Annotated in this window: 11 protein-coding genes; 7 read left to right on the forward strand and 4 right to left on the reverse strand. The window is 34.2% G+C overall.

Annotation, left to right across the window (positions count from 1 at the left end; genetic code table 11):
• The first annotated feature begins 38 nt into the window (after positions 1–38).
• Genes QY322_02875 through QY322_02885 form a run of 3 tightly spaced genes read left to right on the forward strand, consistent with a single transcriptional unit; the run spans position 39 to position 3,663 of the window.
• The gene (locus QY322_02875) at positions 39–1,868 is read left to right on the forward strand and encodes a 3'-5' exonuclease (protein WKZ25311.1); all 1,830 of its coding nucleotides are present in this window, start codon (positions 39–41) and stop codon (positions 1,866–1,868) included.
• Complete coding sequence (locus QY322_02880) at positions 1,865–2,764, forward strand: peptidoglycan bridge formation glycyltransferase FemA/FemB family protein (protein WKZ25312.1); 900 nt, start codon at positions 1,865–1,867, stop codon at positions 2,762–2,764. Before QY322_02875 ends, QY322_02880 begins: the two co-directional genes overlap by 4 nt.
• Positions 2,761–3,663 (forward strand): hypothetical protein, encoded by a 903-nt coding sequence (locus QY322_02885; GenBank protein ID WKZ25313.1) that lies wholly within the window; start codon positions 2,761–2,763, stop codon positions 3,661–3,663. Before QY322_02880 ends, QY322_02885 begins: the two co-directional genes overlap by 4 nt.
• A gap of 31 nt (positions 3,664–3,694) precedes the next feature.
• On the opposite strand, the gene QY322_02890 is transcribed toward QY322_02885, so the two are convergent.
• The 3 genes from QY322_02890 to QY322_02900 all read right to left on the reverse strand — a co-directional run bounded on the left by QY322_02890 (position 3,695) and on the right by QY322_02900 (position 8,154).
• Positions 3,695–6,544 (reverse strand): exodeoxyribonuclease V subunit gamma, encoded by a 2,850-nt coding sequence (locus tag QY322_02890; protein WKZ25314.1) that lies wholly within the window; start codon positions 6,542–6,544, stop codon positions 3,695–3,697.
• A gap of 49 nt (positions 6,545–6,593) precedes the next feature.
• Entirely contained in the window at positions 6,594–7,151 is a 558-nt protein-coding gene (locus QY322_02895) for a hypothetical protein (protein ID WKZ25315.1), read from the reverse strand.
• Between the two features lie 76 nt (positions 7,152–7,227).
• Complete coding sequence (locus QY322_02900; GenBank protein WKZ25316.1) at positions 7,228–8,154, reverse strand: DNA recombination protein RmuC; 927 nt, start codon at positions 8,152–8,154, stop codon at positions 7,228–7,230.
• A gap of 20 nt (positions 8,155–8,174) precedes the next feature.
• On the opposite strand from QY322_02900, the gene QY322_02905 reads away from it, so the two are divergent.
• The 4 genes from QY322_02905 to QY322_02920 are packed head-to-tail and all read left to right on the forward strand — an operon-like array spanning position 8,175 to position 11,791.
• Positions 8,175–8,510, forward strand: coding sequence for a hypothetical protein (locus tag QY322_02905; protein WKZ25317.1), 336 nt, complete (start codon positions 8,175–8,177; stop codon positions 8,508–8,510).
• A complete protein-coding gene (locus QY322_02910) occupies positions 8,491–8,853 on the forward strand; it encodes a Trp family transcriptional regulator (protein WKZ25318.1) in 363 nt (120 codons plus the stop codon). The genes QY322_02905 and QY322_02910 overlap by 20 nt, the downstream gene beginning before the upstream one ends.
• Before the next feature lie 14 nt (positions 8,854–8,867).
• Positions 8,868–10,295 carry a methionine--tRNA ligase gene (gene metG, locus QY322_02915; GenBank protein WKZ25319.1) on the forward strand — a complete coding sequence of 476 codons (1,428 nt, stop codon included), beginning with the start codon at positions 8,868–8,870 and terminating at the stop codon, positions 10,293–10,295.
• A 2-nt stretch (positions 10,296–10,297) separates the two neighbouring features.
• Positions 10,298–11,791 carry a glycosyltransferase family 2 protein gene (locus QY322_02920; protein WKZ25320.1) on the forward strand — a complete coding sequence of 498 codons (1,494 nt, stop codon included), beginning with the start codon at positions 10,298–10,300 and terminating at the stop codon, positions 11,789–11,791.
• A 2-nt stretch (positions 11,792–11,793) separates the two neighbouring features.
• On the opposite strand, the gene QY322_02925 is transcribed toward QY322_02920, so the two are convergent.
• Positions 11,794–12,747, reverse strand: a complete 954-nt coding sequence (locus QY322_02925) for an SDR family oxidoreductase (GenBank protein WKZ25321.1) — start codon at positions 12,745–12,747, stop codon at positions 11,794–11,796.
• Positions 12,748–12,839 lie beyond the last annotated feature (92 nt).

A 12,839-nucleotide genomic window follows, 5' to 3' on the forward strand; every position in this document is an offset into this window, starting at 1 on the left:
GTTAATATTGTATTTGCTTAAAGTAAGATATACAAGTTATGGATAATTTAAATAAACAGCAGATTGAGGCGGTGGAATATGTAAACGGTCCACTATTGGTACTTGCTGGCGCAGGTTCAGGAAAGACCAAAGTTTTAACACATAGGGTAATACATTTAATTAACAAAAAACTTGTTAATCCAGAAAACTGTCTCCTTTTAACTTTTACCAACAAGGCCGCCAAAGAGATGAATGAAAGGATGGGTGATATTAATTTGGGGTTTGCTGGTACTTTTCATGGTTTTAGTGTTAGGGTTCTCCGAGCTGATGGTAAAGCCATTGGGATTGATCAAAACTTTTTAATATATGATGACAATGACCAAAAGGACTTGATTAAAGATATTGTTAATAAATTAAATATCAAGGATTCTGTTAAACCTGCTTCTATTCTTTACTCTATAAGTGAAATAAAAAACCAGATGCTTACTCCAAGCAGTTATGCAGAAATTGCTGTTGGTGATTTTGGTAGAACAGTTGCAGATGTTTACTTTGAATATGAAAAAAAGTTAAAAGAAATAAATGCATTAGATTTTGATGATTTGTTAATAAAAACAGTTTTGCTTTTTGAAGTTCCTGAAGTTATCAATAAGTGGAGAAATAGAATTAAACAAATATTTGTTGATGAATGGCAAGACACCAATAAAATACAGTATAGGCTAATTAGACTGTTGGACGGCAATAGGGGAATTGTTACTGCTGTGGGTGATAGTAGTCAATCGATTTACAGTTGGCGTGGCGCAGATTATAGAAACATAAATCTATTAATTAAAGACTATCCCCAGATAAAAGTTGTTAATTTGGAGCAAAACTACCGCAGTACACAAAACATCTTGGAAGCTGCAAATTCTGTAATATCAAAAAACACCAGTCATCCAATTTTGAAACTTTGGACAGAAAAGGGATTGGGTGAAAAGATATCGATTTACTCCGCAAGGAGCGGTTTTGATGAAGCAGAATACCTATCTCGAGAAATTACAAGAACTGTCAAGGTCGGTAAAAACAAATACTTAGACATTGCAGTTTTATATAGAACAAATGCACAATCCCGTGTCATAGAAGAAGCCTTGTTACATTCTGGAATTCCATACACATTAATCGGCGGTGTAAGGTTCTATGACCGAAAAGAAATTAAGGACATACTTTCATACCTTAGGTTAATTGCCAATCCTAAGGATATAGTTTCTCAAAAAAGAGCTCTGGCATTAGGCAAGCGTAGGTTTGAAAAATTTCAAAGTATTAATGTTGATACAGAAACACATACAACTCTTGAAATAATGGATATTATCCTTGCAAAAACTGAGTACTTAACTAAGTTCAAGGAGGTTGACCCAGAAGACGCAGAACGTTTGGAAAACATAAAGGAGTTTAGATCTGTTGCCATTGAGTTTCCAAATATATATGACTTTTTGGAAAATACAGCCCTAGTCGAAGCTGGCTCAAACAAAAATAGTAATAAAAATGCTATTACACTAATGACTCTTCACTCAGCAAAAGGTTTAGAATTTCCAATTGTTTTTATGGTTGGAATGGAAGAAGGATTGTTTCCTCATTCAAGATCACTTTGGGAAAAAGATCAAATGGAGGAAGAAAGAAGGCTTTGTTATGTTGGAATAACCAGAGCCAAAGAAGTACTATATATGACCTATGCCAGTAAACGACTTTTTTACGGTGAAACATCTTCTAACTCACCAAGCAGGTTTTTGTCAGACATACCTGAAGAATTGTTAAATGGTAGAATCGAAACGGTTGCAGGAAATAGTGATAATGATTCACAAATCAGCGATAATGACCTTAATTTCGATGATATACTAGATAAGTATTTAAAATGATGGACAAGCATCCACTACAAACCAGAGAATGGGGAGAGTTTAGGAGAGAGTGGGGGAATATTGTTGAATTTTCAAAAGCTGGACTTATTATATTTAGTAAAATTCCACACACCAATTACACAATTGGAACATTAATACGAGGAGAAAAACCCACAAAGACAGACTTGGACACAATTCAAAAAGAATCAGAAAAGCATAATGCCATCTTTGTAAAACTTGAGCCAAATGTGTTATGGGAAAAGAAACTAGAAAGCAGTTTTCGGGAGTGGGGACTTGTTCAAGGTAAAACACTATTTACCCCAACTTCTTTTTGGATAGATCTAAAATTAAGTGAAGATGAACTATTGAAGTCATTTACAAGTAAAACTAGGTATAACATAAGGTTGGCACAAAGATATGGCATAGAAGTCAAAATAGACAACAGTGACGAGGCTTTTGAAAAATATTTAAAATTGACAGAAGAAACAAACAAAAGACAAGGATTTTACTCACACACACCAAAATATCACAAGCTAATGTGGAAGCACTTAAAGAGAAGTGTTGCAAACTTAATGACTGCAACATACAACAACGAGATAGTTTCTACCTGGATTTTGTTTAACAACAAGGACTTCCTTTACTATCCATATGGGGCTTCAACTAATAAATACAAAGAGATTATGGCCAATAATCTAATGATGTGGGAGGCAATAAGGTTTGGTAAAGTCAAAGGTTTAAAAACGTTTGACTTGTGGGGCAGGGAAATTGGTACAGGCTTTACTAGATTTAAGGAAGGATATAACCCAAAAGTTGTTGAGTTTGTTGGTAGTTGGGACTTGGTGGTTAATAGACCAGTATATTTCCTATATAGAATCCTTGAAAAAATTAGATGGTTTATACTTCGCCTTAAAAAATGATTGCTAAAAAACAATATCTTCAAGATATAAGACAATCAGAAAACTATGCAAGATACTTAGAATCACAAGGATGGATTGTAGAGAGAATAAACAATATTAACTATTTTATTAAAAAGATTCCATTTTTAGGCTCAGTTTTGAAGATCCAAAGGCCTAAAAAGATTGATTTTGGGGTAATAACAAACATAGAAAAAAAATATAGAGTATTTCAAACAATAATTGAGCCCGATTTAGCCTTCACCAACAGCTTCGTTTCTTACCATAGTTTATTACTACAAAATAGATTTAGATTGTCAAAAAATCCATTTTTACCTTCAAAAACTATACACATAGATTTAATACAAAGTAGAGACCAGATTTTCCGTAATTTTTCGAAAGATTGTAAATACTCAATCAGAAAAGGGGAGGGGTTAGAGATTAAAAAATGCTCAACCCCCGATGAAATTAAATCTTTTCATAATGCATGGAAAAAGTCTGCAAACTTTAACCGGTATGTACCAAGTATCGAGACGCTCGTAAATTTAAACCGAAGTTTCCCACAATCCAAGTCTCTATTCCTTACGTCGCACAATAAATCTGGCAGTATTATAGGGGGAGCGATTTTCACGGTCTCTTTACACGGTGTATCTAACTATATCACACATTATTGGCAAGGTTTTACTAATAAGGAAGGACGCACTTCCCTCTCCCAGTACTCTCTTCTCTATCAAGGTATACTATGGGGTAAAAAGATGGGTTGTAAAGTTTTTGATTTTGAAGGTATATATGATGAGCGCTTCCCAAATAAATCATGGCTCGGCTTTACCCACTTTAAAAAACAGTTTGGTGGAAAAGAAGTCCTCTACCCTGGATGTTATAGCCGATTTCGGATATATAACTTATTTCGGTTTTGGAAATAAGGATATATACTAAATTCAGGCTACCTAGCTCTTAATCCTTACCACAAAACATTGAATACTCACAACCTTGTTGGCAAAAATAGCCATTACTGCATTTGAAGTCACTACTTTCAATTTCTTTCTTTATTTCAAATATTTCACTTTTAACTTTTTCTATTTGTTCTTCTGTTCTGGTTGATGAAATTTTCTCTTGGTTATCAAAGTAATAGAGTGAAAGTATTATGTCTTTCAAATCTTTTTTGTAATTTTCAGACATTGCCAAGGCATATATTGATAACTGTAGATTATTATCTACTTCTTTCTGTGTTGGCAATGTTGCTCCTGTTTTGTAATCTATTATTTCCAACTTCCCGTTGGGTAAGACGTCTACCCTATCAATTGTTCCTTTAATTTTTAAGTCATTAAACAACTTAAGTGTAAATTTTTCTTCCAGTAATTCAGGTACAATATTTTTATTAAAAGAATTTTTAAAATATCCCAACAAATATCCTTTGCCTTTATTATAGAATTCTTCTTTATGTTTTTTGTTTAAAAAACCTTCTTCTATCCAGTTGTCTTTATATATTCTTAAAACATCACTCTTTGACACATCTAATCCATTTTTAACAGACGTATAGATATCTTTCAAGGTATTATGTATAGATAAACCAAAAGAGGCAGAAGCATTTTGAGGAGTGGGAATTTTATATATATATTTTAATTTATAATGAAGTGGGCAATTTTGAAACGTTTCAATGTGACTAACAGAAAGATACTCTACTTTATGAGATGGTTTTGGTGATAATTTCTCTATTACACTCTTTTTGGCATATGGCTCAAGTTTTTTTTCAGTCAAAATGTTGTCTATAGCCTCCAACTGAGGATAATCAAGCGCTTCTAATACAAATGGTGATATTTTCTTTTTTCTCTTGCCGTCGTTATATAAATCACTATATGTTAGATAAAGTCTTTCTTTGGCCCGCGTCATACCAACATAGAAAAGTCTTCTTTCCTCCTGAATATGAAAATCTCCCGACGGTAGTTCTTCTTTAATCAAATCATCTGGTATCGGCAATATTTCTGATCTGTTTCTACTTGGGAATCTATCTGAAACCAGACTCACCATAAAAACCACAGGAAACTCTAAGCCTTTTGCTGAATGAACAGTTAGAATATTCACTGCGTTATTCTCTTGCCACTGGGTGTTTGAAACCTGAGGACTTTCTCCTACTTCTAATAGGAGCTTTATGTAGTCAACAACTTCATATAGTTTTGCTTTTGGGTTTTCATTCTCATACTCTTTAATTCTTTTGAAAAAAAGTGAAATGTTATTAGCTATTACGACGTCCCCACTCTCAATTGTTTTTGCATATATGCCAACTTCATTAATAAACTCATATAAAATCTCTCCAGCTGATTTTGTATTTATGTCACTTAAATGTTTACTTATAAGTTCAGTAACTTTATTAAAATCCTTATCCTTTAATATTTCTTCAAAAAGTGATGTACTCTTTCTCTTCGATTGGCTCAAAAGAAGTGTCAATTTGACAGGCTTAAAGTCAAATAGATTGCAGGTTAAAAGCCTAAACAAACTTCCCGTATCTTCGGGGTCATATAGCACTTTAAGGTAAGAAATTAGGTCAACTATTTCCTGTCTTTCAAATAGTTTGCTTGGGCCTAAGAATTGATGTGGAATACCCATTCTTTCAAACTCTCTAATAAAAATATCGGCATGGTTGTTGGCACGGACTAAAATAGCAACATCTTTGTATAGAAGTTGTTGTTTACTATCACTTATTAATGTTTCAATTTCTTTTGCAACTGCCTCCGCCTCACTAGAATCTTGTTGAGTGTGGATGACTCTAATTTCCTTTCCCTTTGTACTCATTTTAGATACTAGCTTCTTGTCGATCTTTAACTTAGCCTCTAGTGTATATGGGTCGTTATTTTTGATAAGTCTATATGCTCCATCAAGTATCTTTTGTGTAGATCTGTAGTTTTCATTTAATGTAACTGTGGCTATGTTTTTAAAGTCCTCCTTAAATTGCAGTATGTTAGATATAGAGGCGCCACGGAAGCGATAAATAGATTGATTATCATCGCCTACAACAGTTATATTTCTTGACTTCTGAACCAATTTTTTGACCAATTCATTTTGGGTATAATTAGTATCTTGATATTCGTCAACCAAAACATATTTAAACTTTTCCTGGTATTTAAGTAGTATGTTTGGTCTACTATTAAATAGCTCTAACGTCTTTGACACTAGATCTCCAAAATCAAACTTTGCACTTTTAAGTTTTAGTTCGCTGTACTCCATATAAACAGTCGCCAGTTCTATCCACTTTTGTCCTTCTAGTCGTCCCACTTCATCTCCCTTAGTTTTTAATGCTTTTAATTTTGAGTTTGCCCATTTGAGGTATTCTGTTGGGCTAATTGCTTCGTCTTGCAATCTACCTATATGTCTTAATATTTCTTCAATAAACTTGTTCGGATTACCTAAAGGTTTAAAGTAGTCCAGACTAAAGTTAAATAAATTTCTCTTAAAAAGATCTATACTTTCTGCTGTGGTCATCAACTTATAATTTGTGGGGATGCCAATATGAAGTCCTTCTTGTCTTAAGATTTGATCACAAAAAGAATGAAACGTTGTTATCCAGATATCACCATATGACAAAGGCATAATCTCGTCCACTCTGGTTTCCATCTCAAGGGCCGCCTTTTCAGTAAAAGTTAAGGCTAAAATTTCTTCAGGTTTTGCTAATCCTTTTTGAATTAAATACTTAATTCTTTCTGTTATAACCGTTGTTTTTCCTGTTCCTGCGCCAGCAATGATTAACAAAGGACCTTTTTTATGTTTTATTGCCCTAAGTTGATTTTTGTTTAACTTTTTCTCACGCATACAATGAGATTGTAACACGAAGAAATAATTCCATCTTACAAAATATATTTTATTCTTTGCCCAAAACTGAACTCACTACATCTTTAGGCAATGAAACTGCTGACATAAGTGCTTTTCTGACCGAACCTCCGACTTCCGATCCAATTGCATCTGCTGTTTGCACAGCACTGACAACTGCAGCTTTCGTCCCTTCTGAAACGTCTTGACCTAAACCAGTCAAGCTTTCAACTACACCTTCAATGGCAGAAACTGCAATTACTCCTGCATCTTCACCAAGATCACTTGCACCTTTAACTGCCCCAGACACTGCCTTAGCCCCTGCTGATATAACGTCACCACCTACTTCTGACACTCCAGAAACTACTGATGAAACCGAGACCTTGGCAATACTCACCACTGCTACTCCCGTGTTTTGAACTGAAACCATTGCAGCTTCTACTACATCAGAAGCACTATCTAAAGTTGTTGACCCCACTTCGGAAACATTTTTAAGTGTTCCAACAATTTGGTTTTTAACTGCATCACGAAGCGCTGTTACGACATCATCTGCACCTTTAATTGTTGCAACCAAAGTGTCCTTTAACTCTGTTACTACTTGAGAAATCATATATAAATCACCCCCTTTGACATACTACCCACCTTAGCAATTTTTAAACACGTTTGTCAAACTTTTTTGGTAGAAGCTATGATAATTTGTTCTTGGTTACAGTTTCAAAATTCTGTGTATTCTCAATTTTATTTCCCAAATTAGTAAATGCTGAATACACATTGCTCATCATGTTTGTTGCATTTACTAAATGTTTTTGTAGTACCCCTAAATTTTCTTCTACTTTCCCATAGTCTTTTTTAATGGCGCGCAATGAAGATAATATTTCTTTTGCTTGTTTCTCTATCTTTTGACCCTCAAAGCTCATTAATATTGCTTTTATGTATGCATAAAAAGTGGTTGGAGACACAGGAAGTATTCTTTTTTCTCCTGCGTAATCAAAAAGGTTTTGGTTATTAACCACCTCATAATATACAGACTCACTAGGTATATACATTAGAGCGTAGTCTAGGGTTCCTTCATCAACTAGAATATATTTTTTTGAAATATCGTCTATATGTTTTCTAACATCTCTCTCAAAATCTTTCTCTGCTAGTTTTTTAGTTGACTCATCACCATCGCCCGACATTCTACGAAAGCTTTCCATTGGAAATTTTGAATCAACTGGTATTATGCCTGACGATGTTTTGATGGCAGCATCTACTTTTTCACCACTTTTGAATGTGTGTTGAAGCAAAAATGATGCCTGTGGTAAAAACTGCTTTAAGAGTTCTTTTAAAACTTGCTCCCCTATGTTACCTCTTAATTTAGGTGAGGAAAGAAATTGTTGTAGTTCCTTCATTCCCCTACCTATCTCACTAAACTCCCCTATGTTTCTTTGAACTCCGGCTATAACTCTCGTTGCATTATCCAACCTTTGATTAAAACTGTCTGATTGTTTTTCAAGCCTTTGATTTGTCATCTTTAAGTATTCCAACAGTTCAGGTGAAGATTTAGGTTTTGTAACTAAAAAAAGGAGAAATAGAAGTACAATTAGTATTATAATCAAAAGTAGGGTTTCCATACTATAATTCTAATTTAGAAATGAAGAAAGAGCAAAGAAATAAGTTAATACTAAAAAGAAAGAACTTCCTGCCAACTCTTGTTCTGATTTTCGTTTTACTGTTTTCTATTGCAGGACTTATCTACTTTACAGACCCTAGTCCTTTTTTAATCTTTCTTTTTTTTGTTTTGTTTTTCGCCTTTTCTTTTTTTGTGTTTGCCCTACTTCTTGCAAACACAAAAAGAGCAATTCTAATTTCAACCATTTTCACCATCTTTTTGTTGCTAATTTTTTATGGAGTTGGTAACATACTTAACCTTTTGTTGTTAATTGGCATAGGTGTAGTAGTTGAAATATATGCGCGTTTCAAAAAATGAGTTAAATAAAAGTTTAAAGAAAGAGGTTATAAATACTTTCCTGCAAACCCTTGACGACCTCAAAAACAAGAGCGAAAAAGAAACCTTCCTGACGGACTTCTTTAATCAAAATGAGCTTGAAACTTACTCAAAGAGACTAGCTATTATTTACTGGCTTTCAAAAAAAAGAAGTTATCAAAATATAAAAACAAATTTAAAAGTATCATCAGCAACCGTTGCAACAGTTGAAAAATTAATGAATAAAAAAGGTATAGAACTAGCAATTACAAAAATGGCAGCTGAAGAATGGGCAAATGTCTGGAGCGAAAAAATCAAAAGGCTGGGCACTAGGACTAGAAACTAGTATAATACCGTTAAATGGACAAAAAATATTACATTACATGCGCAATCCCATACACCAATAGCAGACCCCACGTGGGACATGCCTTAGAATTTGTACAAGGTGACATTTTGGCTAGATACCATAGGCTCTTAGGAGAAAATGTTATTTTGCTTTCAGGTGGGGATGAAAATGCGTTAAAGAACGTTCAAGCAGCCGAAAATGCTGGTGTTCCCGTACAAGAATTTGTAGATAAAAACAACAAACTCTTTGAGGAACTCGTCACAAACCTAAACTGTAAATTTGATATATGGCAAAAAGGAAGTGATAAAGAAAAACACTTCCCTTCTTCTCAAAAACTTTGGCAATTATGCGACAAGGCCGGAGATATATATGAAAAAGAATATTCAGGTCTTTATTGTGTTGGTTGCGAAACATTCTACGAAAAGGAGGAGTTAAATGAAAACGGGGAATGTTTTGAACATATTGGTAAAAAACTTGAACAAGTAAAAGAAAAAAACTATTTCTTCAAGCTGTCAAAATACCAAGACAAGCTAATTAAACTAATTAAGAGTGATGAATTAAGAATTACTCCAATGGAGAGAAAAAACGAAGTTCTATCATTTCTTAAAGAACCGCTTCAAGACATTTCAATCTCAAGAAGCAATGAAAGGGCAAAAAATTGGGGTGTTCCTGTGCCAGACGATCCAAATCAAAAAATTTATGTTTGGTTTGATGCTTTGAACTTGTATCAATCAGGTATCGGTTTTGGCTGGGATGAAGAAAAGTATAATAAATATTGGCCAGCAGATTGCCATGTAATAGGAAAAGGTATATCACGGTTTCACGCTGTCTATTGGCCTGCGTTTTTAATGTCTGCAAATCTAGAATTACCAAGGGAGCTATTTATCCACGGCTATTTTACAATAAACGGACAAAAGATGAGTAAAACTTTAGGAAATGTAATTGACCCAAATGAAATGATTAAAAAATATGGCGCTGACGCACTGAGATATTATTTCTTGGCCAAATTCTCACCGTTTACAGATGGGGATTTCTCAGAAGAGAAGTTAAAAGATGTCTACAATGCCGATCTTGCAAATGGTTTAGGTAATCTAGTCTCTAGAGTTGCCAAACTTTGTGAAACTTCAAACTTTAGCTTTACATCAAAAGAAACAAATATCTACCCTGAAGTGTCAAAAGCTATTGAGGAATATAGGTTTGACGTTGCAATGAAATTTATTTTGGAAAAAGTAAGCCAAATAGATCAAGATATTAATAAAAGTGAGGTTTGGAAATTAAAAGGAATAGAACTTAAAAAGAAACTGCAATACTACCTAGAAGAGATTGCAGAAATTGCATTAAACTTAAAACCATTTTTACCTGAAACTGTTGATAAAATTGTCAAAGTTTTTGGTGGTCCAGTAATTAAGATGCAGGAACCGTTATTCCCCAGAATCAAATAACAATGTTTAGAAAATGGATCATCAAAAATGAAAAAAAGGTCTTGAGATTTTTTGAGATTCTACCAGGATTTTTTTCTTGGAATATGATACTTCTTCCCTACTGGGGAATATTTGTGTTTCCAAATGCTGTTGCATATTTTGTCCTTCTTTTTAACGTCTATTGGTTTTATCAGTCTTTTTTGATTGCTGTCACTTCTTTTATCTCACACACCAAAATTCAGGCATATATAAAGTATGACTGGGTAAGTGACTTGAAATCATTTCCAGACTGGGAAAAAGTACACAATGTAATTATCATTCCTACTTACAAGGAACCTTTGCATATTCTAGAGAGGACTATAGATTCCTTGATTAAACAGACACTACCAACACAGATGTTAAGTGTTGTTATCGCGATGGAACAAAAAGAAGAAAAAAAGGAGCGTGACTTAAAATTTAATACTCTTTACTCAAAGTTTGGTAAAAATTTTAAAAATTTTGTGCAGACAGTACACAAATTAAAACATGGTGAAGTTATAGGAAAGGCATCAAATGAACGACACGCGGCTATTTGGTTCAAAAAACACCATCTGGGCAAAGACAAACTAGATATCAATTACTTAACAGTGACAAGTTGTGACGCAGATCACAAATATCATCCCAACCATTTTGCTTGTCTGTCATTCAAGTTTTTAGATTCTCCAACTAGGTATAGACAATTTTGGCAACCGGCTGTAATGTTTTACAATAATATCTGGGAGTTGCCAGCAATCACAAGAGTTCCAAACACATTTGGTTCAATTTGGAATTTATCACAACTTCCAAGAAAAGATAGGCTCATTAACGCCCAAAACTATTCCCTCTCATTTAAACTTCTGGACGAAGTTGGTTATTGGGATGCAAACAGAATTCCAGAGGATTGGGGTATTTTTTTCAAGGCTTACTACAAAGTTAAGGGAGGACTTGAGGTTGAACCAATTTACTTACCACTTCATGCTGATGCGGCACAGTCCACGTCTCATTGGAAAACCATGAAAAATCAATATGAACAATACAGAAGATGGGCATGGGGAACATCAGATGACTCTTGGATTATCAAAAACTATTTAGTGGATAGAGATATTCCCTTTTGGGATAAAACAACTAGGCTTATGCATGTTATTTGGTCACATTTTATGTGGCCTGTTAACTGGTTTATTATAACCATCGGATTGACGTTACCGACACTAATTAATCCTGCTTTTGGTAGAACAGCACTTGGTTTTATGGTTCCAAAGCTCTCTTCCATAATACTAACCCTTTCACTTAGTTTTTTCTTTGTATTGTTTTTTGTTGATAATATTTATAAACCGAAAAGGCCTGAGGGGTTGTCAGTTTGGCGCTCTATTCTTGCTCCCTTTGAATTTATTTTGATGCCTATTGCGGGTTTCTTCTTTTCAGCTCTTCCAGGTCTTGACGCACACACAAGACTAATGCTTGGAAAATATATTGAGTACAAAGTAACAGAGAAGGTATAAAACTAGTTTTTGTAATATTCAATTGTGTTCTTGAGGCCTTCTTCTAAATTAACTTTTGGTTCCCAACCTAAAATTTCTTTTGCCTTTGTTATGTCGGGGCATCTTTGCATTGGGTCGTCAGGTCTAAATTCTTTACTATGAATAACCTCCGAAGTAGAATTTGTTAATTCAATAACTTTTTTTGACAGATCACTGATTGTAAATTCGTCAGGATTGCCTAAATTAAATATTTCTCCTTTGGTGTCCTCGAAAAACATTGCCTTCTTAATACCATCAACTAAGTCGGTTACATAACAAAAGGATCTTGTCTGGCTTCCATCACCATCAATCTTGATTTCTTCATTCTTCAATGCCCAGTTTATGAAATTACTTACCACCCTTCCGTCGTCTCTTTGCATATTTGGTCCATATGTATTAAATATTCTAACTATCCTTGCATCCAGATCATACTTATGTAAATAAACATAGACAGCAGTTTCTGCAAATCTTTTACTTTCATCGTAACAAGATCTTGGCCCAAATGTGTTTACATTCCCCCAATATGTTTCTTTTTGTGGATGCTCTAATGGGTCTCCATATATTTCAGACGTCGAGGCAATTAAAACTTTAGATTTTTGTTTACTCGCTAGATTCAAAATATTTAGAGTTCCTTGAGAATTAACCAAAAGTGTTTCTTCGGGGTGATTCTGATAGTCAATTGGTGAGGCCGGTGAGGCAAGATGGAAAATATAGTTAACATTTTCTAATTCTTCAATATTCTCTAAATGCTGACATATGTCAGCTTCAACAAATTCAAAGTTTGGATTTGAAAGCAGGTCTTCTATGTTTTTTTTGCTACCAGTAATTAGATTGTCAAAACAGGTAACTTGATACCCGTCTTCAAGTAGAGATTTACATAGGTGTGACCCAATAAACCCGCACCCCCCAGTGACCAAGACCTTTTGTATATTATCCATATATATTTGATTTTATAGTTTCTCTATTCAAGTTTGCTACTTCGTAGTGAATCCTTCACCACCTGTAACTAAAATGTTTTGCATATGTTATG

Source organism: bacterium (assembly GCA_030583725.1).
Lineage (GTDB): Bacteria > Patescibacteriota > Microgenomatia > UBA8517 > UBA8517 > JAUYMM01.